This window comes from Ensifer sp. 22460 (assembly GCF_052044935.1).
Taxonomy (GTDB): Bacteria; Pseudomonadota; Alphaproteobacteria; order Rhizobiales; family Rhizobiaceae; genus Ensifer.
In genome coordinates, this window is sequence record NZ_JBQENZ010000006.1 from 239,812 (window position 1) to 266,407 (window position 26,596).

Below are 26,596 nucleotides of genomic sequence, written 5' to 3' on the forward strand. Positions count from 1 at the left end.
TGGATGTCGAGCTGGCAAAGACACAAGGCGGCCTGCACGACGGCAAGAGCGTCACGGGCGTCCCAAAAAAACGGTGATCAGCCTTTACGGCGAATACGATATGCCCTGGGTTTGAGGACCTGACGCTCACGGGTCGCGTCATTTACACCGGCAGCAGCTATTATGATCGGGCGAACACGCAGAAGGTTTCGGACTGGACGCGGGTTAATCTCGGCGCGCGCGCGAGAAAACGGCAATCCGTTGGAATTCCGGGCGACGGTCGAGAACGTTTTCAACGAGAACTACTGGGCATCGTCTGCCTGTGGCTTCCTCTCGGCCGGCGCACCACGCACGTTCATGCTTTCGGCTTCGGTTGATTTCTGAGGCTGCTGCCCAGATTTCAGTTAGCAAAAAGAAACGGCCGGCATATGCCGGCCGCTTCTCGTTTAAACTGCGTATCGATCACGTTTCCGGCGCATAGCCGAAGACGATGGCCGGATTTTCTGCTGTTTCAACCCAGACGCTCTTCGTCTGGGTATAGGCCATCAAGGCATCACGACCGGAGGAACGGCCATAGCCGGAGCGACCAAAACCGCCGAAGGGTGACATGACGCTGATCGTCTTGTAGCCGTTGATCCAGAAGGTTCCGGCCCGTACCTTGGAAGCAACGCGATGCGCGCGACCGACATCGCGGGTCCAGACCGCACCGGCAAGGCCATAGGGGTTGTCGTTGGCGAGCGTGATTGCCTCTTCTTCATCGTCGAAGACGGTGACACCGACGACAGGGCCGAAGACCTCCTCACGGGCGATCGTCATCTCCGGTTTGACGTTGTCGAGAATGGTCGGGGCGAAATAGAAGCCGCCGGAGGATTGAAGTGCCGTTGGCTTGGCGCCGCCGGTCGCAAGCGTGGCGCCTTCCGCCACGCCCTGCTTGACCATTTCCTCGATCTTCGCCCACTGACGGGCATTGTTGATCGGGCCGATCTGCGTCGTTTCGAGATAGGGATCGCCGACCGGGATGCGCGCGGCGGCCTCGGCATAGCGCTCGACGAACTGCTGATGCACCGAGCGGTGGACGAGCAGGCGCGAGCCGGCAACGCAGCTCTGGCCGGCGCCGGAGAAGATCGCCGACTGAGCGCCGACGATGGCGCGGTCGATATCGGCATCGGCAAAGACGATGTTGCCGGACTTGCCGCCGAGTTCGAGGATGCAGGGCACGACGTTCCTTGCGGCCGCCGCCGCAATTGCCGAACCGGCCAGCGCCGAACCGACGAAGACGACGAGTGCCGTCTTCGGATGCGCGACCATCGCCTGGCCTGCCGTCACGCCCTGGCCGGCGATGACGTTGACGAGACCACGCGGCGCGCCGCCCGCCTCGCAGAGCGCACCGAGCACCAGCGTGCTGAGCGGCGTCAGTTCCGACGGTTTGATGACGACGCCGTTGCCGGTGCAGATCGCCGGTGCGATCTGCCAGCCGCCGGTAAAGAGCGGCGCGTTCCAGGGGGTGATCTGCGCGACGACGCCGAGCGGCTCGTTCCGGGTGTAGTTCAGGTGCGAAGTCGGCACCGGGATGACCTCGCCATGGAGCTTGTCGCACCAGCCGGCATAATATTCGAACATTTCGGCGACGCGGACGGCCTCGCCGCGGATGTCGCGGATCGGTCTTCCGGCCGAACGGCTTTCGAGCTCGGCGATCTCGCCGGCGCGCTCGCGGATATTGCGGGCGATCTCGTTCATCACCCGGCCACGGGCCGAAGCGGTCATCGAAATCCACTCGCGCTGGGCACGCGCTGCGGCCTGCATCGCCGCGTCGACGACGTCCTTGCCGGCATCCCTGAAGGTGGCAAAGACTTCGCCGGTCGCCGGATCCGTCAGCTTCTGCTCATCGCCGGAGCCGGGCACAAGCGCGCCATCCACATAGCTGCCGATTTCCGTGCCAGGAAGGAAACCGTGAAAGAGAGCGCGGATGCGCTCGGCCTTGGCGGGCATGGTCATGTCGTTCATCGTCGGTTCCCTTGGGTATCAGTTGTCGTTGACGGGGCGGAAGGCGCCCATGCGGGTGAAGTCATCTGCATTGTCGAGCGGGCTCTCGGCCCAGAGCCTTGCGACAGCACGCGAAAGCGGCAGCTCGGCGCCGGTGCGCGCTGCAAGTTCGCTCGCAAGCCGCACGTCCTTGCGCATCAGCCCCATGGTGAAGCCGCTGTCGAAGCGGCCGTTCATCACCCAGGTCGGGAAATGCACCTCGCTGATCATCGACTTGCCGGAGGCGGCGTTCAGCACCTTCAGCGCCCCTTCCGCGTCAAGCCCGGCCGCAAGCGCCAGCTTCAGGCCTTCGCCCGTCGTCACCATATGGGCGGCGGCGAGCAGGTTGTTGACAAGTTTGGCGACGTTGCCGGCGCCGCTTTCACCCACATGCAGCGCCTTCGCCGACATCGCCTCGATGACGGGGCCGGCAAGGGCGACGTCCGCATCGCTGCCGCCGATCATCATCGTCAGCTTGCCGCTTGCGGCACCGGCCGGCCCGCCGGACACGGGCGCGTCGATGAAGCCGTGGCCGAGGCCGGCAAGGGCTGCGGCGAGATCACGCGAGACATCCGGCTCGGATGTCGAGGTGTCGATGATCACGACCCGCGGGCTGGCCGATTTCAGCGCCTCGAGATTGGCCTCGACGACAGCGGCGACGTCCTTCGCGGTCGGCAGAGAGAAGACGATGAAATCGGTATCGAAGAAGACGTCGGCGAGCGAGGCGACCGGGGAAACGCCACCTTCGGCCGCAAGGGTGCGCCGGGCTTCCGAAAGGTCGAAACCTTTGACCGCGAAACCCTCTCGGGCGAGCGTCGTCGCCATGCCGAGCCCCATGGCGCCCAATCCCACCACGCCCACTGTCGTTCGTTCCGCCGTCATGATCTTCTCTACCCTCGTCTGGTTCTGATGATCGGGCGAAGGTGGCATGCGGGGTGGCGAGCGGGTAGACGGCGCGCCTGGTACAATGCGTTGCTGGCGTGGCAACGTCTGCGGCGTTGTCCAGCGGCGCCGAGAGGGCGCGCTTAGCTGCCGAGAACCGTGGACGGCCGTTCAGAACTAAGGGCGAGGTGGCGCGGAGCCGATGCGTCAGCCGCGGAAGGATTGCATTTCTTCCGCGAGATGTTGGCCGAGTTTTTCGACCGAGAGCGGCAGGCGGCGGTGGGCGCGCACCATGAGGTGGGCACTCGCCTCGCGTAAGAGCGGATCGGCGAGGTCGATCGCCTGCATCGCCCCGCGCGCGATTTCGACGGCAACGGCCGTGCGCGGCAGGAATGTGACGCCGAGGCCGGCGGCAACGAAGCGGCGCAGCACCTCGATCGAATGGGTTTCGAGCAGCGGCGCCAGCGCCAGTCCCGCATCGGCCGCCACCCGCGCCACCAGTTGCGTCACGCCATTGCCCTTGCCGAGCAGCGCACAAGACGAGGTCAGGCAATCGGCGAGCTTCAGGTCGCGGCGTGTTGACAGCGGGTGACCTGTCGGCACGATGACGCAGAGCGGTTGGCGGGCGATTGCCAGCGCCCGGATGCGCGGGTCGGTGAAGGGGGTGTAGGCGATGCCGATATCGGCGTCGCTGTTGGCGATGGCGTCGACCACGTCTTCGGTGCTGCCGAGCTCGACGATGTAGCGCACGTAGGAGTGCGCCCTGGAGAACGAGGAAAGCCCGTTTTCCACCAGATCGGCCATGAAGCCCTCGCCGCAGCGAATACGGATGCGGGTCTGCTGCACGCCGCGGATCTGGTCGAGTTGCTCGGCGAGCAGTCCGTTGTCTTCGAGTACCCGCTTGCCGTGTTCGAGCACCAGTTCGCCGGCATCGGTCAAGACCGTGCCGCGGGCGGTGCGCTCGAACAGCGAAAGGCCGATGTCGCGCTCGGTGTCGGCGATCTGCCGGCTGACGACCGATGGCGCCAGCCCCATATGCTCCGCAGCACCCCGGATCGAACCGATGCGCGCAACCGCCATAAAGATCCTGAGCGCTTTCGCGTCGAGTACATCCATGGCGGTCATGGATGCGACGGAATCCCCTCGGGGTCAACGACCAAGCGATGTGGAGATGAGGCGTGTCCAGAGGTTTACGCCCTCACCGATGATCGCGTCGTTGAAATCGTAGTGCGGTGAATGCAGGCCGGGATTGGCGCCTTCGCGCCGGGCGCCGAGCCAGAGATAGCAGCCCGGGCGTTCGTCGAGCATGAAGGCAAAATCTTCCGCGGCCATGCTTGGCGGCGCGTCGACGACGGTCAATGTGGTGTCCTCGGCGGCAATGGCACGCACAAGGGCGGCGGCAGCCGGGTCGTTGATCGTGGCGGGATAACGCCGCTGATAGTCGAACTCCGCCTTGCAGTCGAGCCCTTCGGCAAGCGCCGTGACGAGTACGCGCATGCGTGTTTCCAGCGTGTTGCCGACCGATTTGTCGAACCAGCGCGTGGTGCCGCGGATCACGGCTTTTTCCGGGATGACGTTCCAGGCGTCGCCGCCATGGATCTGCGTCACCGAGACGACGGCAGCGTCGAGCGGCGAGACGTTGCGGCTGGCGATAGTCTGCAACGCGGTGACAATCTGGGCGACCGCGACCAGCGGGTCGGCGCCCTCGTGCGGCATGGCGCCATGGGCGCCGCGGCCGGTGATGGCGATTTCGAAGACGCCGAAGGCGGCCATCATCGCATCGTCGCGCGCGACCACCGAGCCGACGTCGAGCGCCGGCCAATTGTGCAACGCATAGACGGCATCGGCCGGAAAATCGCGGAAGAGCCCGTCGGCGACCATGACCTGCGCGCCGCCTTCGGCCTCTTCGGCCGGCTGGAAGATGAAGTGCACCGTGCCGTCGAAATCCATTTCGCTTGCCTGCCGCGCGGCGGCAAGCAGCATTGCGACATGGCCGTCATGGCCGCAGGCATGCATCTTGCCCTGCGTTTTCGAGGCATAGGCAACGCCGCTCGTCTCTATGATCGGCAGCGCGTCCATGTCGGCGCGGATGGCGATGGCGCGGCTCGACGTGCCGCGCGTGAGCGTGCCGACGAGGCCGGTGCCGCCATAGCCGTCCTTCACCGTGATGCCCCATTCGGCCAGCCGGCCAGCGATGAAGGCCGCAGTCTGCCGCTCTTCGAAGGCCAGTTCCGGATAGGCATGCAGGTGATGACGCCAGCGGATCGTTTCCTCGATGCGTTCGGGGCTGATGTCGTGGCGTGTCATGGTTTGCATCCTGTCGATGAAGGGATGGCTGGCCGGCCTGCGCGGGCCGGCCAATCCTTGTGTCAGGGTCTCGGTTATTGCCCGAGGCGCAGGAAGAGGTCGGCAACGACGACGGAGCCCATGTAGGTGCCGACCATCACGCAGATCGCGACGATGACGATCTTCCAGCCCGAGCGGCGGGCGATGGTGAATTCGCTCGCGGTGAGCGCGAGGCCGCCATAGGCAAGCGCCGGCGTTGCCAGCGCGAGAAAGTTCAGGTGTTCAACCTGTTCGCTGACCCAGGCCGCACCCGGGACGCCGGGGATGGTGATGAGGATCGCGATCAGCGACACCCAGGCGACACCAGGCAGGTAGAAGGGCACAAAGCGGGCGAGCGCCAGGCCGACGATGCAGGCGACGTAGAGCGTTGCCATGCCCGGGAGCGCCGTCAGCGGCGAGGTGCCGGTGCCGACCCAATTGGCGATAAGCCCGATGGCGCAAGCGATCAGAAGCAGGCCGGCATGGCCGACGACATCGATCTTGCGCTCGTCTTCGGCGTTAAGAGGGAGATCGTCGGCGTAGTTGGCGGAGGTGTTGGTCTGGTTGGCCATGATATCTCTCCCGATCAGGCTTGAGCGCGACGCTCGGACGGCCGAGCCTTGTTGTAGAGCCACTCGGTCAAGGGCAGCGCGACGAACATGCCGACATAGAGCCCGGTGGCATAGGTCAGGATGTTGCTGGCGGCGGCAAGCGCGAGGATGATGTCCTTCTGGTCGGGCACGGCAGCCACGAGGCCGCCGGTGCAGGCCGCCAGCATCGAGCCGGAGCCGACGCCGCAGGACATGGCGAGCGCACGCACGTCGAAGATGCCGAGGCCATGGACGATCGGCGGCATGATGGCGAAGACGAAGGTGCCGATCAGCGTGCCAGTGGCATAGACGCCCATGGCGCCCGCACCTTCCGGCGAGTTGAGACCGTACTTGTCGGCGATCAGCGCGAGGTTCGGTTCACGGTCGATCGAATAGGTCGCGCCGACGGCCTCGCGGCCCATCTTGAGCAGGAATACCGCGACCGGGAAGGCGACGAGAATCGTGCCGAGATTGCCGAGCTCCTGGAGCACCAGCGCCGGGCCGGCCTCGATGATCTTGGAGATCTGCGGGCCGACGGTCGTTCCGAACTTGGCGATGAACGGCATGATGGCGACGGTGATCATCGCGCCGGAAAGCTTGACCGCATCGCGCGACAGGAACTTGGCGCTCGCCTTGAAAATGGCGGGATTGACAAGGATGCCGAGCGCGAAAGCGTAGAGGATCGGCAGGAAGATGACGGTGCCGATGCCGATCGGAAGGCGTTGAATGCCGATCAGCTCGGAGACGATGACGATCGCCAGCACAAGGATGTGCAGATAGAGCGCGCCCGAGGCGGCTCCGGTTTTTCCGGTCATGATGTTCTCCTCTGGTTGGGAGCCAGTTGTTGTTCTTTGCCCAGATTTCACAGTAGGGGGAGAGGGCAAATTGCGGCTAGCCGGCCGGCAAGCAACGAAGTGTTGCGATTTGAGCAACGGGCTGGCCGTCGCTCCGGCGGCAATCGGGATCAGTCCCGCAGCGCCTTCATGTCATGGCTTCATTCCTGCATTTCATTCCAGCTGGCGTCACGACGAATCGTCGTCGCCTCTGCCCCAGCTGTTGCACAGCGGGAAGGGGGAGCCAAGCGCTATTGCCCCTCCTTTGCACTCCTCCGGAAGTGGCCAGGCGCCTGCGCGTTGCCGCATTCCATTGCTCCGGGGGTCAGGTGAGTGGCCGAAATAGAATCCTCTGTAAAAATCCCTGGAAAACCCCCATTGAAATCGATTACATTTTCTGGCTTCATAGGTTTCGCAAGATTTGGGAGGATCTTATGAAGAGATTTATCGCCGCAGCGCTTGGCGCTGTCGCTACCATTGCCATTTCCGCTTCTTTCGCCAATGCCGAGACCTTCAAGATCGGCCTGTCCAACGGCTGGGTCGGCAGCGAATGGCGCACGCAGATGATCGACGAGGCCAAGGAGGCCGCGGCGAAGTGGAAGGAAAAAGGCGTCGACGTCGAAGTCTCGGTCCAGAGTGCCAATGTCGACGTGCCCGGGCAGATTGCGCAGGTGCGCAACTTCATTGCCGAGGGCGTGAACGCCATCATCATCAACCCCAACAGCCCGACCGCCTTCGATCCGATCTTCGCTCAGGCGAAGGAAGCCGGCATTCTGGTGATCGCGACGGACGCCGAAGTGTCGTCGCCGGATGCGATCTATGTCGGCATCGATCAGACGGCCTGGGGTGCGGCCGGCGCCAAGTGGCTGGCCGATACGCTCGGCGGCAAGGGCAAGGTCGTTGCCATCAACGGCGTCGCCGGTCATCCGGCAAACGAGATGCGCGTTGCCGGCTACAAGAGCGTCTTCAAGGATTATCCGGATATCCAGGTGGTCAACGAAGTCAACGCCAACTGGGATCAGGCGCAAGGCCAGCAGGCGATGCAGAACATCCTTGCGACCTATCCTGACATCAACGGCGTCGTCGTGCAGGACGGCATGGCCGCCGGGGCCTGGAAGTCGATCATGGATGCCGGCAAGACCGGCCAGATCGCCGCCACCGGCGAAATCCGCAAGGACTTCATCGACCTCTGGGTGAAGGACAAGCTGAATTCCGGCGCGACCGTCAACCCGCCCGGCGTCATGGCGAGCGCGCTCAACGTCGCGGTGCTGATGCTGCAGGGCAAGGAACTGAAGGAGCCGGCAACGGCGGGGCAGTACAAGAACGCCATGTATCTGCCGATCCCGTTCATCGATTCCAAGAACCTCGCGGACGCGGCCAAGCAGCTCGACGGCAAGCCGGGTTATTACTCCTACACCAACGCGCTTTCGATCGACGACGCGACGGCGTTGTTCAAGTAAGCGCTGATCCACCGGGCAGCTCGCATCTGAGTTGCCCAGCGGCCAATGCCGCCGACGGCTCCCAGGGCAGGATCGTATCGGGCATGAAATCAGCTGCAGCGGAGCTCGCCAAGGCGCGACTTGAGGTGGTGCAGCAAGCAACCAAAATGGTGGACAGCCGATGTCGAAACTGAGACTGAACGGCGTGAGCAAGGCTTACGGCGCAACGCTGGCGTTACGCCGCGGCGATCTCGACGTCGCCGCCGGCGAGGTGCATGTGCTGATGGGCTCCAACGGCTCCGGCAAGAGCACGCTCTGCAAGGTCATCGCCGGCAGCGTGCGCCCCGACGGCGGCCAGATCCTGATCAATGACAAGCCCGTGACGATTTCCGGGCCGCAAGCCGCGCGCGTTGCCGGCATCGGCATCTTCTATCAGGAACTCAGCCTGGCCAGCCATCGTTCGGTCGAAGAGAACATCTGCCTCTCCGCCCTGCCGGTGAAGGCCGGTTTCTTCATCGACCGGCGGGCGCTGAAGGCGCGGGCGGCGCGTTACATCGCGCTGTTCGCCGAGGTCGCCGGCGAAGGCTTCCATGCGGAGGCGCTCGTTGGCAATCTTAGGGCCGACCAGCGGCAACTGGTCGAAATCATGAAGGCGCTCGCCAGTGAAGCACCGATCCTGATCTTCGACGAGCCGACCTCGGCGCTCGATCGCGCCCAGGTCGATCGCTTCTTCGAAATCCTGCGTGGCCTCAAGGCGCAAGGGCGCGGCGTCATCTTCATCTCGCACCGAATGGACGAAATCACCGCGATCGGCGATCGCGTGACGATCATCCGCGACGGCGAGACCATCGAGACGCTCAAGCTCTCCGATACCGATCCAGCAACGGTGATCCGGCTGATGGTCGGCGGTGCCAGCGACATGCCGGCGGCCCGGTCCTCGGCGCCAGCGGTGGTGGAAACCCGGGCGAAGGCGGTGATCTCGGTCCGAAATCTAACCGGCAAGGGCTTTCGCGATGTCAGTTTCGAGGTGGCACGGGGAGAGATCCTCGGCCTTGGTGGTCTGCACGGCCAAGGGCAGTCGGCGCTGCTGAGAGCGATCTTTGGCGCAAGCGCCGTGACGTCAGGTGAGGTGACGATCGGCGGCGAACGCTATAACGCCAAGAGCCCGCGCGATGCGATCCGGCGCGGCTGCGCCTATGTCTCCGGCGACCGCGGCCGTGACGGGGTCATCAGCGGCCGCCCAATCATCGAGAATGTCACGCCGATCCACTATCTCCGCGACCGGCTGATGATTGCGCGGCCCTCAAGCCTGAAAAACAAGGCGATGCCGGCGCTCGCGGCGATGCACACGAAGTTTGCCAGCCTCTTCCATCCGATCAATTCGCTTTCCGGCGGCAACCAGCAGAAGGTGATCATCGCCCGCTGGCTGATCGACCGGCCCGACGTGCTGCTGCTCGACGATCCGACCAAGGGCATCGACCTCTCGGCCAAGGCCGATCTCTTCGCGCTGATCCGGCAGCTTGCGGCCGACGGCCTCGGTATTCTGCTCTATTCGTCTGAAGACGCCGAGCTGCTTGGCAATGCCAACCGCATCCTCGTCTTCAACGGCGGCTCGGTGACGCGTGAACTGACCGGCGACGATCGCACCCGCTACAATCTCTACCAGGCTGCATACGAGGCCGCGTGATGACATCGACAACGACCGACATGCGAACTTCCGGGGCGGGCGGCCTCCGTTCCTGGCTGGAGCGCTACCCCTTCCTGCCGGCGCTTGTGATCGTTGTTGCACTACTGGCGCTCAACGGCCTCTTCTCTCCGAATAGCCTGAGTTTTCGATCGCTGACTGGACTTCTCAGCACCTATATGGCGCTGATCATGCTGGCGATCGCCCAAACCTATGTGGTGTCCGCCGGAGACATCGACCTCTCGGCCGGCGCGACGCTGTCGCTGGTCAACGTGGCGATCGTCGTCTTGATGGAGCGCTGGGGCGGCGGTGCCGGTGCGGTGCTGCTCGCGCTTGCGCTCGGCGTCTTGATCGGCCTTGCCTGCGGCCTGGTCAACGGCCTCGTCGTCGCAGCCCTTCGCCTGCAGGCGATCGTCGCCACCTTCGCCACCAGCATCTTCTTCATCGGCCTGGCGCTCTACGTCATGCCGGTCGCCGGTACGCCGGCGCCGGCGCTCTTCTGGCGCACCTATGGCGGACGTCTGCTCGGCCTGCCTTTCGTCTTCTACGTGCTCGCGGCTCTCGCCGTGCTGCTCTATCTCCTGTCGCGCACCCGTATCGTGACCGAACTGCTGGCCGTCGGCGATGACCAGCAGGCCGCCTATCAGACGGGGCTGCCGGTCGTGGCTGTCCGCATTAGGGGCTACCTGCTCAGCGGCCTCTTCTCGGCGCTCGCGGCCTTCTGCCTGACCGGCGATACGGCCAGCGGCGATCCGCTCGTCGGCGGCAAGATGACGCTCTACAGCGTCGCGGCGGTCGTGCTCGGCGGCAGTGCGCTCGCCGGCGGCTGGACGACGGTGGTTGGTTCGCTGCTCGGCGCTCTGACGATCGGCCTCGTCAACTCGCTGGTCTTCTTCATGGGCACGCCTTCGGAATGGCAGAACTTCGTCCAGGGCCTTGCCATTCTCCTGGTGTTGATGGCCGGCGTGCTTGCCGGCCGGAGGGCACGCGCATGACTGCGGTTACCACCTTCTTCAAACAGCCATTGGTCGTTGCGCTGATCCTCATCGTCGCGCTGCTTTATCTCGGTCAAAGCCTTTCGCCCGGCTTCGCCTCGGCCGACCAGATCCTGCGTCTCCTGATCGTCGCCTCGCTGCTCGGCATCGTCGCCGCCGGCCAGAACGTCGTCATTCTCGGTGGCCGCGAGGGCATCGACCTCTCCGTCGGCGGTATCGTCTCCTTGTCGGCGATCATCGCCGGCAACGTCATGAACGGCGCCGATGGCGGTATCCTGCCGGCGGTGCTGGCCTGCCTGGCGGCCGGCGCGTTCTTCGGCTTCTTGAACGGTCTCGGCGTGACGCTTTTGCGCATACCGCCGCTGGTCATGACGCTTGGCATGCTCGGCGTGCTGCAGGGCCTGCTCGTCGTCATCCGCCAGGGTATCCCTTCGGGTCGGGCCGCGCCGGGGCTTTCGGCCTTCGTCACGCAACCCTTCGCGCTCGGCATTCCCGGCATCATCTGGCTCTGGATCGCGATCGGCCTGTTGATGGCCTTCATGTTGAACCGCACCGTCTTCGGCCACCGCATCTATGCGATCGGCTCGAACGAACATGCGGCCTATATGACCGGCGTCCCGGTCCGCCTCATGCGCGTCGGTCTGTTCATGATTTCGGGCATGTTCGCTGCGATCGCCGGGCTCTGCCTGCTCGGCTATTCCGGCTCGTCCTTCGCCAATGTCGGCGAGCAATACATGCTCTCCTCGATCATCGCGGTCGTCTTCGGCGGCACCTCGCTTGCCGGCGGCAAGGGCGGCTACACCGGCACCATGGCGGGCGCCCTGCTGCTCGTCATCCTCCAGGGCATCCTGACGACGGTCAATATCGACGAATCCGGCCGCCAGATGGTGTTTGGCGCGACGCTGCTGCTCCTGATGTTGTTCTACGGCCGTGGGCGGGCGATGCGGGCATGAGCGAGCGGCCGAAAATCAAGGACATTGCGGAGAGGGCCGGAGTCTCGGTCGCGACCGTTTCCCGCGCGCTCAGCGGCTCCAGCCTGGTGACCGACGAGACGCGCAAGCGCATCCACGAGCTTGCGCGCGAGTTGAACTACCGGCCGAACGTCAGCGCAAGAAACCTGAGGACACGCCGGTCGATGTCGGTGCTGCTCGTCGTGCGAGATGTTGGCAACCCCTTCTATCTCGAGATCCTCAAGGGCGTGGAGGCGACGGCCCGGGCGGCCGGGTACGCCGTTCTCATGGGCAATACCGAGAATGATCCGGATCGCGAGGTCGAATACTTCAACATGCTGCGCGATGGCCATGCCGACGGCATGATCCTGATGACCGGCAAGCTGCCGGAGCCGCAGCCGGGCGAAAGCGCTGCGGTTTCTCACCTTCCCATCGTCGTGGCGCTCGAAATGATCGAAACTGCAGGCTTTCCGCATGTGCAGATCGACAACTCTGCCGCGGCGCGTGAGGCGGTTGAGCATTTGATTGCACTCGGGCATCGCCGCATCGCCCATGTCGCCGGCCCATTGCCGGAGGTGATGGCGATGCACCGGCGTGACGGTTACCGGGCCGCGATGGCAGCCGCCGGTCTGCCGATCCCTGAGGGTTACGAGGTGCGCGGCGACTACCTGCTCGAAAGCGGAGAGGCCTGCGTCGCCGAACTCTTCGCCCTGCCGGAGCCACCGACGGCGATCTTTGCCGCCAACGACGAGATGGCCTATGGCGCGATCCACGCCTTGCGACGGCTCGGCTGCGATGTTCCGGGCGACGTCTCGGTCGTCGGCTTCGACGACCTCTATCTGAGCAAGGCCTTCTATCCGCCGCTGACGACGGTCAGCCAGCCGCGCGCCGATATCGGCCGCACGGCGATGTCGCTGCTTCTCGATATCCTGTCCGGCGACGATGTTGCCGCTGCACCGGCCGTCGTGCTGCCGACCGCCCTCAACATTCGCGGCAGCACCGCGCCGCCGAAGAAATGACCAGAGCGGGATGAGGAAAGTGAGGGCGGTATTCCGCCCGCATCCCGCGCCGACTTCAGAAAAACGACAACCCGGGAGAACAGAATGACACAGCTACCGAAGCAGACGCTGCGTGTGGGTTTCGTCGGATCGGGCTTCATCGCCCATTTCCATCTGAAATCGATGATCGGTGTGCGCAATGTCGAGGTGACCGGCGTCTTCAGCCGCAAGCCCGAAAACCGGGAGAAATTTGCCAAGGAGGTCGCCGCACTTGGTCTTGGCACCTGCCGCACCCATGGGAGCCTGGAGGCGCTGCTGACCGCCGATGATGTCGACGCGATCTGGATTCTCTCGCCCAATTACACCCGCCTCGACGTCATGCGTACTCTCCACAAGGCGGTCAAGGATGGCCGCAGCACGGTGTTTGCCGTCGCCTGCGAGAAGCCGCTTGCCCGCACCATTGCCGAGGCGCGAGAGATGCTATCGCTTGCCGAGGACGCCGGCCTCAATCACGGCTATCTTGAAAACCAGGTGTTCTGCACGCCGGTGCTGCGCGGCAAGGAGATCATCTGGCGGCGCGCCGTCTCGACCACTGGTCGCCCCTATCTGGCGCGCGCCGCGGAGGAACATTCCGGCCCGCACGAGCCCTGGTTCTGGCAGGGCGACAAGCAGGGCGGCGGCGTGCTCTCCGACATGATGTGCCACAGCGTCGAGGTGGCGCGCTACTTGCTCACGGCGCCCGGCGCACCGCGCAACTCACTGAAAATCAAGGCTGTCAACGGCACCGTCGCCAACCTCAAATGGACGCGACCCAATTATGCCGAACAATTGCGCAAGCGCTTCGGCAACGAAGTGGACTACCGCAACCGGCCGTCGGAAGATTTTGCCCGCGCCACGGTGACGCTCGAAGACCAGGACGGTAACGAACTGATGATCGAGGCGACCACCTCCTGGGCCTATGTCGGCGCCGGGCTGCGCATCCAGCTTGAACTGCTCGGGCCGGAATATGCGCTCGAATACAATTCGCTGAGCACCGGCCTGAAGATCTTCATGTCGCGCGAGGTCAAGGGGTCGGAAGGCGAAGACCTCGTGGAAAAGCAGAATGCGGAGCAGGGTCTGATGCCGGTGCTTGAGGACGAGGCGGGTGTCTATGGCTATACCGATGAGAACCGCCACATGGTCGAGTGCTTCCGCAAGGGCGAAAAGCCGCTCGAAACCTTCGAGGACGGGCTCGCCGTCGTCGAGATGCTGATGGGCCTCTACCGCTCGGCGGAAATCAACGCGACGCTCAAGTTCCCGGCACCGGAGCTCGAGCATTACGTGCCGGTCGTCGCGCGCCGGACCTGACGACCGCCTTTCCTCCCCGAACTCCATCACCAAACGTAGAGGTGTCGAAACGACGGGGCCACGTTCTGGGTCGCGCAGTTCATCGGCGGCGCTATGCGCCCATCCCACCTGTTCTCGCCGCCGCGAAAGACTGCGGCTGCGTGAGGGCAAAACTCTTTCCGAATTATACGCCCATGTCCGCGATCTTTGTTGACGGGGATCAATGCCGCCGCACGGGCTTCTACCTACGCTGATCCAGACCCTAAATCTGGTCGCCAGGAGAAAACCCGATGACATACAAGACCATTCTCGCCGTCGTTGGTGTCGATCATTCCGTGGAGCATCTGCGTTCGGCAGCACAGGTCTGTGCTTCCGCAAACGCCCACCTCTCCCTGTTGATCGTCAAGCTCGCCGCCTCACCGCCGATCGGCGATTATGCCGCCGCCATCTCCATTGATTGGCTGAACGAGCGGCAGCGTGACGTCGACAAACTCGAATCCTGTGCGGAAAAAGCTGTTGATGTTCTCACCAAGGAAGGCATCTCGTTCGGCGTCGAGACGAAATATACCGAGGTCGCCTGGGCCGATGACGAGATCGGCGAGCGTGCGCGTTACGCCGACCTGACGCTGGTCGGCGATGGCCTGATGCTGGACCCGGAACTGCGCTCCCGTACCATCGACGGGACGTTGTTCAGCTCCGCGCGCCCAGTCCTCATTATGCCCAGGGGCAAGACCGTGCGGCTTGATCCGAAGACCGTGGTACTCGCCTGGAACTCCAGGCTGGAAGCCGCGCGCGCGGTGCGTGAAGCGCTCGATCTGCTGATCGGAGCCGAGACCGTCTACGTCACGATGGTCGACCCCCGTTCCGCCTATGGCAAGAACGGTGAGGAACCGGGCGCCGATATCGCCGGTTATCTCGCCCGGCACGGCGTTTCCGTCTCCGTCGAGAGACTGCCGAGCGGAGGGCATCGGGTCGACGACGTGATCAATCGGTTTGCGTCGGATGTGGCGGCCGACCTGATCGTCATGGGTGCCTATGGGCACTCCAGGATGCGTGAACGCGTCTTTGGCGGCGTTACCCGTTCGATGCTCGAAAACGCCGTGGTCCCCGTGCTCATGGCGCATTGACCGGCAGCGCCCGGAACGGCGCGCAGCATTTGCCTGCGCGCCGACAATCGTTAGCCGGCAGAGGCGGCACGTCCGGTCACATCGTCGATCTCGATTTCGAAAAAGAGATGCGGCGATGCGCCTGCAACCGGCTGTTCACCGGGCTTCAGGCCACCCGGTTCCCACCAGTTGATGCGCTGTTCGAGAAGCGACCAGGCATTCATGCGCTCGCGGTGCCATTGCTTGGTGTCCGGCAGTTCCTGGTAGCGGCCGTGGATGACGACGCTTCGCCAATTCTGCCGATCCGTTGCCGTGTCGACCTGTACGCAGACACGCGGATTGGCGCGCATCCAGTCTATCTTCTGCCCGGGCATCGAAAAGCTGTAGAGCCGGTTGGCGGCCAAAGCATATTGGATGGGAACGATATAGGGCTGGCCATCTCGGGTACAGCCCAGGCGGGCGATATGGTTCTCAGCGACAAGGTCGAGACATTCCTGTCGCGTCATTTCTCTGATCAACATGAGGCTCTCCTCTTCTAAAGAGATCGTCCAACCGCCAGTCTCCGCCGACCAGGTATCCTGGCATTGATCTCGCTCAAGTCTCGTCGATTTCGGCTGCGTCCGTCGCCAGGCCCGAAGGCGGAGACGGATATGCGCCCGCCTCGTCGCTCGAAACCGTCGACGCCTTTCTGACATCGATCGGCGCCGGCCAGCCGCTAGATGCGGAAGCGGAGAAAAAGGCGCTCACGGGCTCGAAGTAGGGGGGTGGAACAACGCCATTCGAAAGGCGACTGTTAGTGGCATCACTCTAAATCGGCACCGACAGGCCGACCTTGACCGGGTCCATCGTCACGAAGGTGCGGAACCGCCTGATATTGGCATTGCCGAAGAACATTCGCCGCGTAAAGGCCTCGTAGTCGGCCATCGTCGGCACGATGACGACGAGCATGAAATCGACATCGCCGGTCACGTAGTAGCATTGCTGCACCTCGGGCGCGGCGGTGAATGCCACCTTCGCCGCGTCGAGCAGGGCGATCTGCTCGCTCTCGACCTCCACCTCTACCAGGATCGTCAGCGCCTGGTTGACGCTGACCGGATCGATCAGCGCGACATTGGCGCGGATGACGCCGGTTTCCTCCATGCGCTTGATCCGCCGCTGGACGGCCGGAGCGGATAGATTGACCGCTTCGCCTATCTGGCGCTGCGGCGTCGTGTTGTCCTTCTGCAGAATGGCGAGGATCGCGAGGTCGAAACGATCCAGTTCGACCTTTGGTCTTTTCGAAGGGGCCATCTGGTGCCTGTCGGTTCATGCGTTCAGGGCGGTTGTGAGCGGAATGCCATGCGTCGGCATACCTGATCTGCTTTACAAACTTGCATCAGCGGTGATCATTTAGAGCGCATTTCTCGCCCGCGATGAAATAGATTTTCGCTGGTCTACGGGGATTGCACCATGTTCCTTGCCAACACCCATGCCGATTTCGGCCATCACCTGCTGCCCGAGGATGAGGACATGCTGTCGCTCGCGGCCGCAGCAAATGTCGAGCGGCAGCTTGCCCGGCGCCCCGATCATCGGCCGACACCGCTTCATGCCTTGCCTGCCTTGGCCAGCGAGATCGGTGTTGCGTGCATCTTCGTCAAGGACGAAGGCCATCGCCTGGGCCTTGGAAGTTTCAAGGCGCTCGGCGGCTCCTATGCTGTGATCCGTCTGGTGATCGAAGAGGCGGAACGGCGTCTCGGGCGCAGCCTCGATCTCGATGACCTCGATCAGCCCGAGGTCCGGGCGATTGCCGGGGCGATGACCTTCGGCTGCGCCACCGATGGCAATCATGGCCGGTCCGTCGCAATGGGCGCCCGGCTCGTTGGTGCGAGATCGGTGATCTTCGTGCATGCGGGCGTCAGCGAGAAACGCATCGAGGCGATCGCTCACTATGGCGCCGAGATCGTTCGGGTGGCCGGCACCTATGACGATTCTGTCCGCGAGGCGGCGCGGGTCTGCGACGAGAATGGCTGGACGGTGGTTTCCGACACATCCTGGCCCGGCTACGAATACATTCCCGGCCTGGTGATGCAGGGCTACACGGCGCTGCTCAGCGAGGCGTTGCGGCAGATGGAAGAGCCGCCGACCCATGTCTTCGTGCAGGCAGGCGTCGGTGGCATTGCCGCCGCCACCGCGGGACATCTGGCGTTGCGCTATGGAGCGGAGAGACCGCGTTTCGTCGTCGTCGATCCCGCACGGGCCGCCTGCCTCTACGAAAGCGCCAAGGCGGGGCAAACCGTCAAGGTACCACATGGCGAGCCGACCATCATGGCGATGCTCGAATGCTACGAGCCGTCGCTCGTCGCCTGGCGTATCCTGTCCCGCGTGGCCGATGCCTTCATGACCGTCGATGATGAGGACGCCGTTTCGGTCATGAACCGGCTCGCGCGCCCGAAGGGGGCTGACCCGGCGATCGTCGCCGGTGAGAGCGGTGGCGTCGGGCTGGCCGGGCTTCTGGCGGTTGCCCGAGATCCGGCGTTGCGGGAAGCGCTCGGATTGACCGCACAGTCGCGCGTCTTCGTCATGAATACCGAGGGGGCCACGGATCCCGAGCGTTATGCTGCCTTGGTGGGTCTGTCGCCCGAGACTGTCGCGAACACACCGAACGAAAGAGGGTGACTCATGGTGGGAATCGACTTTGATCGGCTTGTCGAGGATATGACCGCCTGGCGCCGTGATCTGCACGCGCATCCGGAATTCGGTTTTGAGGAGCAGCGCACCGCATCCTTCGTCGCGGCGAAGCTTCGAGAATTCGGGCTCGACGAGGTCGTGGAAGGCGTCGGCGGCACCGGTGTCGTCGGCCGGCTGAAACGCGGCAGTGGCAATCGCGCCATCGCCCTTCGCGCCGACATGGACGCGCTCCGGATACCGGAGCAGGTAGAGCAGTCCTATCGCTCGACCCGGCCCGGCACCATGCATGCCTGCGGCCATGACGGCCACACCGCAATGCTGCTCGGGGCAGCGAAAATGCTGGCAGAAGGCGGAGGCTTCGACGGCACCGTTTGTTTCATCTTTCAGCCGGCCGAAGAGTGGGGCAAGGGCGCGCTGGCGATGCTCGACGACGGCCTGATGGAGCGCTTCCCCTTCGACGAGATCTACGGCCTGCACAACATGCCGGGGCTGCCGGTCGGCCGCTTCGAGACCCGTGTCGGCGCGATCATGTCGGCGGAGGACAATTTCGAAATCGTGCTGAAGGGTGTTGGCGGGCATGCGGCGCGGCCGCATTGGGGCAATGAGACGCTTGTCGCGGCTTGCGCTACCGTCGTCAATCTGCAGACGATCGTCTCGCGGCGCCTTTCGCCGACCGATATCGGCGTCGTTTCGGTGACCGAACTCTTGACCGACGGCACGCGCAATGCCTTGCCCGGCCTCTCCCGGATCCTCGGGGACGCCCGCAGCTTCCGCCCCGAGGTCAGCGCCAAGATCGAGGCGGAGACGCGCGTGATCGCCAAGGGCACGGCGGATGCCTATGGCTGCGAGGTCGAGGTCAGCTACACACGCGAGTTCGTGCCGCTCATCAACGACCCGGCCTTGACCGGCCACGCCTTTGCTGCGGCGCAAGCGGTGTTCGGGCCTGAGAATGTCGCGACGGCCGCTGAGCCTATGACCGGTTCGGAGGATTTCGCGCGCTTCCTCGAGCACGTGCCGGGCTGCTTCGTCTTCATCGGCAACGGCGAGACGTCGGCGCCGCTGCACAATCCGCGTTACGATTTCAACGATGATGCCCTGATCTTCGGCGCGCGCTACCACGCGGAAATCACCCGGCAGAGACTGGCGCCGACTGAGCCCCGGCCATGAACAGAAATCCGCATGAAAGCAGGACAGCCAAGCCAATGCAGACCATCGATGCCGCGCGCCTCCTCGGGCGTATTCACGATCTTGGCGAGATCGGCCGCGATCCCCACGGGCAATTGACGCGACTGGCCGGTTCCGACAACGACAAGGCTGGCCGCGATCGCCTCGTCGCCTGGATCGAGGCGGCGGGTCTCGAAGTCGCCATCGACCGCATCGGCAATATCTTCGGCACCTGGCGCGACGAGGGTAATGCCGGCGAGGCGCCCATCATGCTCGGCTCGCACGTCGACACGGTCATCAATGCCGGCATCTATGACGGCTGTTACGGCGTGATTGCCGCGCTCGAAGTGATCGAAACTTTGAGAGAGCGCGGTCTGACGCCGGCCCGGCCGATCGTCGTTGCCGCCTTCACCAACGAGGAGGGCGTGCGTTTTGCGCCCGACATGCTCGGCTCGCTCGTCTATGCCGGCGGGCTTCCGGTGGAGAAGGCGCTTGCGACCGTCGGCACAGATGGCGCGGTGCTGGGAGAGGAACTCGCGCGGATCGGCTATGCGGGCAATGTCGAACCGGGGTTCCTCATACCCCACGCCTATGTCGAGCTCCATATCGAGCAGGGACCGGTGCTGGAGCGCGAGGGATTTGCAATCGGCGCGGTCGAAAACCTGCAGGGCATTTCCTGGCAGCGGGTGACGATCGACGGTGTCGCCAATCACGCCGGCACGACGCCGATGGCGATGCGCTGTGACGCCGGGCTTGCGGCCGCCCGCATCGGCCTTTTCCTGCGCGATCATATAACCCGCTCGAACGCTCCGAGCGTCGCGACCATTGGCACCATGCGTTTCGAGCCGGACGCAATCAACGTCATTCCGTCGCGGGCGGTCTTCACCGTAGACCTGCGCGACCCGGACGAGGATCGGCTGCAGGCGCTGGAGGCGGCGCTTGCGGATTTCCTCCTGCGTGTCGCCGCTGAAGAGGGTGTCGAGATATCGGTCGAGCGCCTGGCGCGTTTCCAGCCGGTCGCCTTCGATCTGGGCATTGTCGCCACGATCGAGGCTTCGGCGAAGGCGCGGGGCCTGAAGAGCCGGCGCATGACTTCGGGCGCCGGCCACGATGCGCAGATGATCGCACGCGTCGCGCCGACGGCGATGATCTTCGTGCCGAGCCGCGACGGCATCAGCCACAATCCGCGCGAACACACGGAGGCGGATGATCTGGTTGCCGGGGCGAATGTGCTGCTCGATGTCGTCGAGCGGATTGCTTGCAGCGGCTGGAAAGGCAGTTAGGAATACTCGCGGCGAGAAAGACGATGGTCTGTATCCGTAACTCCGCCGCCACACTCCGGCAGGTCGTGATCGGGATAGACATATCTCGAATGTAAAGCTCTGACGCCGGCTGAGCTGGTTCTCGCGCGTCAGAACCCGTTCCTACACGCACATCCGGAGTCCGGTTTCGAGAAATGGCGTAGCTCCCCTCCGTTGCGACGAAGTTGACCTGTCTTCAAGGCTCTCATTTCGTGTGAACGGTCTTCTGCCGGGCAGGAGATTCAGGCTGGCTCCGTTCGAAGCGCCTTTCCGGCGTCTGGCGGAAAAGGTTAAGGAAATTGCTGCCGCCGTGCCAGACCTTGCCGCTTGGTCCGTAATCCCGTGAGTCGCGCATCGATGAGTGGGGCTCGCTGTGGCTATCGCTGTCGATGACGGCAGCACCTCCGCCGCCTGCGCCGGTGCCGCCGGGAACGCCGCCTACGCCGCTGCCGTCACCGGTGCCCCAATTGCCACCACCCCCATCGCCGCCACCCTCTGTGCCGTTGCTTCCGCCGCTCCCGACGTTTTCGCCACCTTGGTCGCTGCCATCAGTGCCATTTTCACCATTCCCGCCGCCGACTTCGTCGTCCGCATGGGCGGCAGAAATCCAGGAAAAACCCGTGGCAAAACTCCCGCTGTCGTCGAGGCGTGGCAGATCTCCAGCGAGTGCCACAAGGCCGCCTATCGACAGGGCCGTCAGTCTCAGCAGGCGTGTCCTCAAGTCATTCTCCTCGTAAACAGCGTTTTTTTCGTCGTCCTGCAAGAGCGCCGCAGAGGACGGCAGCTTGGCGTGAATGACGGGTCCGCCGGCGGCGACTTTTGCGTGAGTTTTACATATCGTTCAACCGATAAGGGGGCAAGCTATTCCCCCAGGGCCCAGCATCCGCCTTGCCGTCGGAAGGGACTACGAGGCGTCCCTCCCGACGTGTGCCCTTTAACTCTTATCTTCGACCTCAGCGACCGGCATATAGAGGTCGCCACCCTCGCGGTATTTCGCGGCCATTGCCTCCAGCCCCTCCTTCTGCGCTTCCGCACGAATGTCGTGCGAGATCCGCATCGAGCAGAATTTCGGGCCGCACATCGAGCAGAAATGCGCGACCTTGTGCGCCTCCTTCGGCAGGGTCTCGTCGTGGAAGTTACGGGCCGTCTCCGGGTCGAGAGAGAGGTTGAACTGGTCCTCCCAGCGGAACTCGAAGCGGGCGCGCGAGAGAGCGTCGTCGCGCACCTGGGCGGCCGGGTGACCCTTGGCGAGATCGGCGGCGTGGGCGGCGATCTTGTAGGTGATAACGCCCACTTTGACGTCGTTGCGGTCGGGCAGGCCCAGGTGTTCCTTCGGCGTGACGTAGCAGAGCATGGCGGTGCCGAACCAGCCGATCATCGCAGCGCCGATGCCGGAGGTGATGTGATCGTAGCCCGGTGCGATGTCGGTCGTCAGCGGGCCGAGCGTGTAGAACGGCGCCTCGCCGCAGACGGCAAGCTGCTTGTCCATGTTCTCCTTGATCTTGTGCATCGGCACGTGGCCGGGGCCTTCGATCATCACCTGACAATCCTTGGCCCAGGCGATCTTCGTAAGTTCGCCGAGCGTTTCCAGTTCGGCGAATTGCGCGGCGTCGTTGGCGTCGGCGATCGAGCCAGGGCGCAGGCCGTCGCCGAGCGAGAAGGAGACGTCATAGGCGCGGCAGATGTCGCAGATCTCCTCGAAATGCTCGTAGAGGAAGCTTTCCTTGTGGTGATGCAGACACCACTTGGCCATGATCGAGCCGCCGCGGGAGACGATGCCGGTGACGCGATCGACGGTGAGCGGGATGTAGTGCAGGCGTACGCCAGCATGGATGGTGAAATAGTCGACGCCCTGTTCGGCCTGCTCGATCAGCGTGTCGCGATAGACTTCCCAGGTGAGGTCCTCGGCAATGCCATTGACCTTTTCCAGCGCCTGGTAGAGCGGCACGGTCCCGATCGGAACCGGCGAATTGCGGATGATCCATTCGCGGATGTTGTGGATGTTGCGGCCGGTCGAAAGGTCCATAACCGTATCGGCGCCCCAGCGGGTCGCCCAGACCATTTTTTCGACCTCTTCGGCCATCGACGAGGTGACGGCGGAGTTGCCGATATTGGCGTTGATCTTCACCAGGAAGTTCCGCCCGATGATCATCGGTTCGGATTCCGGATGGTTAATGTTGGCGGGCAGGATGGCCCGGCCGCTGGCGATTTCCTGGCGGACGAATTCGGGCGTCACATGATCGGGAACGTGTGCGCCGAAGCTTTCGCCGTCACGAACCTTCGCGCGTGCCGCATCGCGACCGAGGTTTTCACGGATCGCCACGAACTCCATCTCCGGCGTGATGATGCCGGCGCGGGCGTAGGCAAGCTGCGTTACCGCCTTGCCAGCAGTCGCCTTGAGCGGCGCGTGCTGGAACGGGAAGGTCGGCGTCAGCCGATCGCCGCTCGCAAAGCCATTGTCCTCCGGCCGCACGATCCGTCCCTCGTAGGTTTCCACGTCGCCGCGTCCGACGATCCAGTTGCGGCGAAGCCGCGGCAGGCCCGCCTCGATGCTGATCTCGGCGTCATCGGCGGTATAGGCGCCGGAGGAATCGTAGACGGTAACCGGCGGCTCGCCGGAGGTCGGGTGCAGCGCGATCTCGCGCATCGGCACGCGGATATCCGGGTGGAGGATGCCCGGCTTATGGATCTTGCGCGAGGCCGGAAGCGGGCCTTGGGTGACCGAGAGGGGGGTAGGCTTTGTGGCAATATTCATGACGAGGCTCCAAGTTTGCGATTGGAGACCCAGTTCTGATGCCGGAAGGATGAAAGACGCTCCGCCAGATGCTGGACGCACGGAATCCTGGCTTCGATATCTGCACCGTCCCTACGCCAGTATGAACTGGATCAGGTTCAACGGGTCACTGCGCCACAGCCGGCAAGCCGGCCATCCAGCAGAATCTCAGCCCCTTGCGGGACCCCCCTGGTGAATGCCTAAGAGATAGCCATCGAACGGCACAGGTCGTCAAGCGCGAATTCGTCGGTCGGCGAAGATGCAATTTTAGAGTGTATTTGGCCGCTGACGAGAGCTAGCTGCCGGATTTTTCCGGAATGCCGCGCTCCGCATAGTCGGCTCGGTTGATGCCGTGACGCTGGAGCTTGTCGTAGAAGGTCTTGCGCGGAATGCCGAGCGCTTCGATCGTCGCCTTGACGTCGCCGCGCTGGGCGCGAAGCGCCTCCTTCAGGATTTCCGCTTCGTAGCGTTCGAGCCGTTCCGGCAGGGCGAAACCAGACTGTTCAACGACTGCAATGGGCTGCCCCAGCGGGCCTTCGACCCCAAGTGCGACCCGTTCGGCAAAATGCGAGAGTTCGCGCACATTGCCGGGCCAGGCATGGGTCATCAGGTGTTGCTGCACTGCCGGCGAGATGTGAGGCACGTCGCGCTTGAAGCGCTCCGCCGCCCGCGTCAGGAAGTGCGAAAAGAGCAGCGGGATATCATCGCGGCGCTCGCGCAGCGGCGGGATCGACAGCGTCACGACATTCAACCGGAAGTAAAGATCCTCGCGAAAGTCGCCGCGCTGGGCCGGGTCGCCGAGGTCGATCTTGGCGGCGGCGATGACGCGGATATCGACGGGACGCACCTGATTGGTGCCGAGTGGCGTGATCTCGCGGGCTTCGAGAACGCGCAGCATCTTGACCTGGGTCGCCGGCGGCATCGCCTCGATCTCGTCGAGGAATAGCGTGCCGCCGCTCGCGTGTTCGATCCGGCCCACACGCTTCTTCAGGGCGCCGGTGAAGGCACCCTGTTCGTGGCCGAAGAGTTCGCTTTCGATCACCGTTTCCGGCAGCGCGCCGCAGTTCAGCGCCACGAAGTTGCCGTCGCGGCGCCGGCTCCAATTGTGGAGCAGCGTCGCGACCACCTCCTTGCCGCTGCCGGTTTCGCCGGCGACGAGCACGTCCACATCCGTGTCGGCGATGTGCCGGATCGTCTGGCGCAAGCGCTCCATGACCGGCGTCTGGCCGATCAGCGGCAGGCTGTCGCCAGCCGTTTCCGCCGCCCGTTTGAGCGCGCGGTTCTCCATGACGAGCCGTCGCTTTTCGAGCGCGCGGCGCACGCTCTGCACCAGCCGGTCGGCGGCAAAGGGCTTGGGGATGAAGTCGTAGACGCCATCCTGCAGCGCTTGAACTGCCATCGGTATGTCGCCGTGGCCGGTCACCAGAATGACCGGCAGGTCCTTGTCGAAGGTAGCGATGCGGCGAAAGAGCTGCAGCCCGTCGATGCCGGGCATGCGGATATCACTGACGACGATGCCATCGAAATTCGCGTCGAGGGTTTCCAAGGCTTCGGCGGCGCTCGCAAGCGAAGTGACGTCGAAACCGGCGAGCTCCAGCGTCTGCGTCATCGCCTTGCGCAGATAGTTGTCGTCGTCGATGAGGTAGACGGACGGCTGCATCGCTCAGGCCCTCTTCAGGCGAACCGTGAAGACGGTGCCCTTGTCGCTGGTTTCGACCGATATCTCGCCGCCATAGTCGGCGACGATCTCCTGGGAGATGGCGAGTCCAAGGCCGAGACCTTCGTCCTTCGAGGTGTTGAACGGCGTGAACAGATCCTCGCGGATATGCTGTGGTATGCCGGGGCCGTTGTCGGAAACGACCAGCAAGACCGTGCCGGAAGGGTCCTCCTCACAGCGCACGCGGATCTCGGCATCGCTGCGCTCGCCGAGTGCCTCCAAGGCATTCTGCAGGAGATTGATCAGGACCTGTTCAAGACGGATGCGGCTGCCGTAAACGCTGAGCCCGTTTTCCGGCAGGTCGATGATGATTGCATCCATGCGGCCGGCAAAGCGGCTGCGAAGCAGCATCAAGGCGCCCTCGATCACCTCGCGCATCGGTGTCGGCTCGGCGACGAAGCGGCCCTTGCGGGCAAAGCTGCGGAGTTCGTCGGTGATGGTACCGACCCTTTCGGTCAGCTCGGCGATGCTGACGAGGTTCTCCACCGCCGTTTGCTGCTGCCCCCGGTCGAGGAAGGTGCGGGCATTGTCGGCATAGGCGCGGATGGTCGCGACCGGCTGGTTGATCTCGTGGGCGACGCCGGCGGCCACTTGGCCGAGGATCGCCAGACGGTTCGCCTGAACCAGTTCCTGCTGCACGGCCTGGAGCTTCTCGCCGGTGCGCCGGTGATCGGCAATCTCCGTTTCGAGATGATCACGCGCAAGGCTGAGATCCTGGGTGCGCTCCGCCACGCGGTGCTCCAGTTCATCGCGCGCGGCACGCTCCCTTGTCGCAACCAAGGTCAGGGCCTGGCGACGACGCAGGAGGAAGGCCGCAAGCGCAAGCAGCGGCACGATCACGGCCAGCGCAATCAGCCGGGCCTCGCGGGTTGCCGCCGAGACCGCCCCATCCAATGGCGCCAGTTGCTCCAGCCGCCAGCTCGTGGTCGGAACCATGGTTTCGACCCGCAGGAACCGCCGCTCGCTGTCGCCGGGCAGCAGCGCATGCAGCTCGCTGGAGCCGTCGCTGGTCGGCTCGATGTCGCGGAACGGCAGCGGCAGCAGCGAGGCATCGCCGAATTGCAGGCTGTCGCGGATCGCAGCGACACGATCGCGCGGAATGGTTCTGGTGGTCATGAAGCGCCAGGACGGGAAACTGGTGATGAGCACGATGCCGCGCCGGTCGGTAACATAGACCGGCTTGCCGGAGGCGAGCCACTCCGCTTCCACATCGTCGAACTCGAGCTTGGCGACGACGACGCCGATCGGGCCGTCCTGCCCCTGCACCCGCCGGGAGATATAGAGTCCCGGCCGTTTGCTGACCGTGCCCATGGCGAAATGCTCCGCCTTGCCGTCCCGCATCGCCATGCGGAAATATTCGCGGAAGGCGTAGTCGTTGCCGACGAAGCTCGTCGGCTCACGCCAGTTGCTGGCGGCGACCGCGACGCCGTCGTTGCCGATCACATAAATGACGGCGGCGTCCGTGTTGGCGGCAAGTGCCTGCAGCTTCTCGTTCAACCGCTGCAGCGCCTGGCCGTCGCGGGTCGAAAGCGCTGCTTTCACCTCGACGTCGTCGGCCAGCACCAGCGGCGTCGAGCGCTGACGTTCGAGCACGGCGCGCAGCAGCGAGGCTTTCAGATTGGCATCGATCCGGCTCTGGGCGTCGACGGTTTCGAGCGCCTGGTTGCGTCCATATTCACCGGCGAACAGAAGGCCGGCTACGAGCAGCGCCAGAGCGAGGCCGGCGAACACCAGCCAGGTGCGGCGCATCGACCGGTCGAGATCTGCCAGGTTGAGGGGTGCGGATAGGGCACTGAACATGGCGCGATTGTGCATTTTTTCGCTCAGACTTCCAGGCGACCTGTG

The 26,596-nt window shown here is 64.1% G+C and carries 22 protein-coding genes and 1 riboswitch; of the genes, 10 read left to right on the forward strand and 12 right to left on the reverse strand.

Annotation, left to right across the window (positions count from 1 at the left end):
* Window positions 1–441 precede the first annotated feature (441 nt).
* The 6 genes from ACTJKM_RS10010 to ACTJKM_RS10035 all read right to left on the reverse strand — a co-directional run bounded on the left by ACTJKM_RS10010 (window position 442) and on the right by ACTJKM_RS10035 (window position 6,613).
* Complete coding sequence (locus ACTJKM_RS10010) at window positions 442–1,974, reverse strand: aldehyde dehydrogenase family protein (protein ID WP_113511521.1); 1,533 nt, start codon at window positions 1,972–1,974, stop codon at window positions 442–444.
* Between the two features lie 27 nt (window positions 1,975–2,001).
* Window positions 2,002–2,883, reverse strand: coding sequence for an NAD(P)-dependent oxidoreductase (locus tag ACTJKM_RS10015; RefSeq protein WP_440660292.1), 882 nt, complete (start codon window positions 2,881–2,883; stop codon window positions 2,002–2,004).
* Window positions 2,884–3,090: 207 nt separating this feature from the next.
* Window positions 3,091–4,008 (reverse strand): LysR family transcriptional regulator, encoded by a 918-nt coding sequence (locus ACTJKM_RS10020; RefSeq protein ID WP_245296288.1) that lies wholly within the window; start codon window positions 4,006–4,008, stop codon window positions 3,091–3,093.
* A 24-nt stretch (window positions 4,009–4,032) separates the two neighbouring features.
* The gene (locus tag ACTJKM_RS10025; RefSeq protein WP_440660293.1) at window positions 4,033–5,190 is read right to left on the reverse strand and encodes a M20 aminoacylase family protein; all 1,158 of its coding nucleotides are present in this window, start codon (window positions 5,188–5,190) and stop codon (window positions 4,033–4,035) included.
* Window positions 5,191–5,264: 74 nt separating this feature from the next.
* The gene (locus ACTJKM_RS10030) at window positions 5,265–5,780 is read right to left on the reverse strand and encodes a hypothetical protein (protein ID WP_057251779.1); all 516 of its coding nucleotides are present in this window, start codon (window positions 5,778–5,780) and stop codon (window positions 5,265–5,267) included.
* A 14-nt stretch (window positions 5,781–5,794) separates the two neighbouring features.
* Window positions 5,795–6,613 (reverse strand): DUF3100 domain-containing protein, encoded by an 819-nt coding sequence (locus tag ACTJKM_RS10035; RefSeq protein ID WP_057251778.1) that lies wholly within the window; start codon window positions 6,611–6,613, stop codon window positions 5,795–5,797.
* A 452-nt stretch (window positions 6,614–7,065) separates the two neighbouring features.
* Between ACTJKM_RS10035 and ACTJKM_RS10040 the strand changes: the two genes are divergently transcribed.
* The 7 genes from ACTJKM_RS10040 to ACTJKM_RS10070 all read left to right on the forward strand — a co-directional run bounded on the left by ACTJKM_RS10040 (window position 7,066) and on the right by ACTJKM_RS10070 (window position 15,150).
* Window positions 7,066–8,091, forward strand: a complete 1,026-nt coding sequence (locus tag ACTJKM_RS10040; protein WP_057251777.1) for an ABC transporter substrate-binding protein — start codon at window positions 7,066–7,068, stop codon at window positions 8,089–8,091.
* Between the two features lie 160 nt (window positions 8,092–8,251).
* Complete coding sequence (locus ACTJKM_RS10045; RefSeq protein WP_440635705.1) at window positions 8,252–9,757, forward strand: sugar ABC transporter ATP-binding protein; 1,506 nt, start codon at window positions 8,252–8,254, stop codon at window positions 9,755–9,757.
* The gene (locus ACTJKM_RS10050; RefSeq protein WP_058329803.1) at window positions 9,757–10,749 is read left to right on the forward strand and encodes an ABC transporter permease; all 993 of its coding nucleotides are present in this window, start codon (window positions 9,757–9,759) and stop codon (window positions 10,747–10,749) included. The genes ACTJKM_RS10045 and ACTJKM_RS10050 overlap by 1 nt, the downstream gene beginning before the upstream one ends.
* Complete coding sequence (locus ACTJKM_RS10055; RefSeq protein ID WP_057251774.1) at window positions 10,746–11,702, forward strand: ABC transporter permease; 957 nt, start codon at window positions 10,746–10,748, stop codon at window positions 11,700–11,702. The genes ACTJKM_RS10050 and ACTJKM_RS10055 overlap by 4 nt, the downstream gene beginning before the upstream one ends.
* Window positions 11,699–12,718, forward strand: a complete 1,020-nt coding sequence (locus ACTJKM_RS10060; protein WP_440635708.1) for a LacI family DNA-binding transcriptional regulator — start codon at window positions 11,699–11,701, stop codon at window positions 12,716–12,718. The genes ACTJKM_RS10055 and ACTJKM_RS10060 overlap by 4 nt, the downstream gene beginning before the upstream one ends.
* Before the next feature lie 84 nt (window positions 12,719–12,802).
* Window positions 12,803–14,044, forward strand: coding sequence for a Gfo/Idh/MocA family protein (locus tag ACTJKM_RS10065; protein WP_440635710.1), 1,242 nt, complete (start codon window positions 12,803–12,805; stop codon window positions 14,042–14,044).
* Between the two features lie 269 nt (window positions 14,045–14,313).
* Window positions 14,314–15,150 carry a universal stress protein gene (locus tag ACTJKM_RS10070; protein ID WP_440660294.1) on the forward strand — a complete coding sequence of 279 codons (837 nt, stop codon included), beginning with the start codon at window positions 14,314–14,316 and terminating at the stop codon, window positions 15,148–15,150.
* A 50-nt stretch (window positions 15,151–15,200) separates the two neighbouring features.
* On the opposite strand, the gene ACTJKM_RS10075 is transcribed toward ACTJKM_RS10070, so the two are convergent.
* Window positions 15,201–15,650, reverse strand: a complete 450-nt coding sequence (locus ACTJKM_RS10075; RefSeq protein ID WP_057251770.1) for a pyridoxamine 5'-phosphate oxidase family protein — start codon at window positions 15,648–15,650, stop codon at window positions 15,201–15,203.
* Between the two features lie 286 nt (window positions 15,651–15,936).
* Window positions 15,937–16,419 carry an Lrp/AsnC family transcriptional regulator gene (locus tag ACTJKM_RS10080; RefSeq protein WP_440660296.1) on the reverse strand — a complete coding sequence of 161 codons (483 nt, stop codon included), beginning with the start codon at window positions 16,417–16,419 and terminating at the stop codon, window positions 15,937–15,939.
* Window positions 16,420–16,578: 159 nt separating this feature from the next.
* On the opposite strand from ACTJKM_RS10080, the gene ACTJKM_RS10085 reads away from it, so the two are divergent.
* The 3 genes from ACTJKM_RS10085 to ACTJKM_RS10095 are packed head-to-tail and all read left to right on the forward strand — an operon-like array spanning window position 16,579 to window position 20,243.
* The gene (locus ACTJKM_RS10085; RefSeq protein ID WP_057251768.1) at window positions 16,579–17,784 is read left to right on the forward strand and encodes a diaminopropionate ammonia-lyase; all 1,206 of its coding nucleotides are present in this window, start codon (window positions 16,579–16,581) and stop codon (window positions 17,782–17,784) included.
* Between the two features lie 3 nt (window positions 17,785–17,787).
* The gene (locus tag ACTJKM_RS10090; protein ID WP_440660297.1) at window positions 17,788–18,963 is read left to right on the forward strand and encodes a M20 aminoacylase family protein; all 1,176 of its coding nucleotides are present in this window, start codon (window positions 17,788–17,790) and stop codon (window positions 18,961–18,963) included.
* A gap of 35 nt (window positions 18,964–18,998) precedes the next feature.
* On the forward strand, window positions 18,999–20,243 hold the full coding sequence (locus ACTJKM_RS10095; protein WP_440635717.1) for a Zn-dependent hydrolase: 1,245 nt from the start codon (window positions 18,999–19,001) through the stop codon (window positions 20,241–20,243).
* A 223-nt stretch (window positions 20,244–20,466) separates the two neighbouring features.
* On the opposite strand, the gene ACTJKM_RS10100 is transcribed toward ACTJKM_RS10095, so the two are convergent.
* The 4 genes from ACTJKM_RS10100 to ACTJKM_RS10115 all read right to left on the reverse strand — a co-directional run bounded on the left by ACTJKM_RS10100 (window position 20,467) and on the right by ACTJKM_RS10115 (window position 26,566).
* Complete coding sequence (locus ACTJKM_RS10100; protein ID WP_440660299.1) at window positions 20,467–20,982, reverse strand: hypothetical protein; 516 nt, start codon at window positions 20,980–20,982, stop codon at window positions 20,467–20,469.
* Between the two features lie 213 nt (window positions 20,983–21,195).
* Window positions 21,196–23,016, reverse strand: a complete 1,821-nt coding sequence (gene thiC / locus ACTJKM_RS10105; RefSeq protein ID WP_440635721.1) for a phosphomethylpyrimidine synthase ThiC — start codon at window positions 23,014–23,016, stop codon at window positions 21,196–21,198.
* A gap of 90 nt (window positions 23,017–23,106) precedes the next feature.
* Window positions 23,107–23,235: riboswitch (TPP riboswitch) on the reverse strand.
* 94 nt (window positions 23,236–23,329) lie between these two features.
* Entirely contained in the window at window positions 23,330–24,694 is a 1,365-nt protein-coding gene (locus ACTJKM_RS10110) for a sigma-54-dependent transcriptional regulator (protein WP_440635723.1), read from the reverse strand.
* Window positions 24,695–24,697: 3 nt separating this feature from the next.
* Window positions 24,698–26,566: a sensor histidine kinase gene (locus tag ACTJKM_RS10115; RefSeq protein WP_440635725.1), complete on the reverse strand. Its 1,869-nt coding sequence runs from the start codon at window positions 26,564–26,566 to the stop codon at window positions 24,698–24,700.
* Window positions 26,567–26,596 lie beyond the last annotated feature (30 nt).

Bases quoted from the DNA above. Each gene is read 5' to 3' on its own strand.
- ACTJKM_RS10110 (WP_440635723.1), bottom strand. From the start codon at position 24,694: ATGCAGCCGTCCGTCTACCTCATCGACGACGACAACTATCTGCGCAAG.
- ACTJKM_RS10115 (WP_440635725.1), bottom strand. From the start codon at position 26,566: ATGCACAATCGCGCCATGTTCAGTGCCCTATCCGCACCCCTCAACCTG.
- ACTJKM_RS10080 (WP_440660296.1), bottom strand. From the start codon at position 16,419: ATGGCCCCTTCGAAAAGACCAAAGGTCGAACTGGATCGTTTCGACCTC.
- ACTJKM_RS10060 (WP_440635708.1), top strand. From the start codon at position 11,699: ATGAGCGAGCGGCCGAAAATCAAGGACATTGCGGAGAGGGCCGGAGTC.
- ACTJKM_RS10065 (WP_440635710.1), top strand. From the start codon at position 12,803: ATGACACAGCTACCGAAGCAGACGCTGCGTGTGGGTTTCGTCGGATCG.
- ACTJKM_RS10025 (WP_440660293.1), bottom strand. From the start codon at position 5,190: ATGACACGCCACGACATCAGCCCCGAACGCATCGAGGAAACGATCCGC.
- ACTJKM_RS10050 (WP_058329803.1), top strand. From the start codon at position 9,757: ATGACATCGACAACGACCGACATGCGAACTTCCGGGGCGGGCGGCCTC.
- ACTJKM_RS10015 (WP_440660292.1), bottom strand. From the start codon at position 2,883: ATGACGGCGGAACGAACGACAGTGGGCGTGGTGGGATTGGGCGCCATG.
- ACTJKM_RS10055 (WP_057251774.1), top strand. From the start codon at position 10,746: ATGACTGCGGTTACCACCTTCTTCAAACAGCCATTGGTCGTTGCGCTG.
- ACTJKM_RS10085 (WP_057251768.1), top strand. From the start codon at position 16,579: ATGTTCCTTGCCAACACCCATGCCGATTTCGGCCATCACCTGCTGCCC.
- ACTJKM_RS10090 (WP_440660297.1), top strand. From the start codon at position 17,788: ATGGTGGGAATCGACTTTGATCGGCTTGTCGAGGATATGACCGCCTGG.
- ACTJKM_RS10030 (WP_057251779.1), bottom strand. From the start codon at position 5,780: ATGGCCAACCAGACCAACACCTCCGCCAACTACGCCGACGATCTCCCT.
- thiC (WP_440635721.1), bottom strand. From the start codon at position 23,016: ATGAATATTGCCACAAAGCCTACCCCCCTCTCGGTCACCCAAGGCCCG.
- ACTJKM_RS10070 (WP_440660294.1), top strand. From the start codon at position 14,314: ATGACATACAAGACCATTCTCGCCGTCGTTGGTGTCGATCATTCCGTG.
- ACTJKM_RS10020 (WP_245296288.1), bottom strand. From the start codon at position 4,008: ATGACCGCCATGGATGTACTCGACGCGAAAGCGCTCAGGATCTTTATG.
- ACTJKM_RS10010 (WP_113511521.1), bottom strand. From the start codon at position 1,974: ATGACCATGCCCGCCAAGGCCGAGCGCATCCGCGCTCTCTTTCACGGT.
- ACTJKM_RS10035 (WP_057251778.1), bottom strand. From the start codon at position 6,613: ATGACCGGAAAAACCGGAGCCGCCTCGGGCGCGCTCTATCTGCACATC.
- ACTJKM_RS10075 (WP_057251770.1), bottom strand. From the start codon at position 15,650: ATGTTGATCAGAGAAATGACGCGACAGGAATGTCTCGACCTTGTCGCT.
- ACTJKM_RS10045 (WP_440635705.1), top strand. From the start codon at position 8,252: ATGTCGAAACTGAGACTGAACGGCGTGAGCAAGGCTTACGGCGCAACG.
- ACTJKM_RS10095 (WP_440635717.1), top strand. From the start codon at position 18,999: ATGCAGACCATCGATGCCGCGCGCCTCCTCGGGCGTATTCACGATCTT.
- ACTJKM_RS10040 (WP_057251777.1), top strand. From the start codon at position 7,066: ATGAAGAGATTTATCGCCGCAGCGCTTGGCGCTGTCGCTACCATTGCC.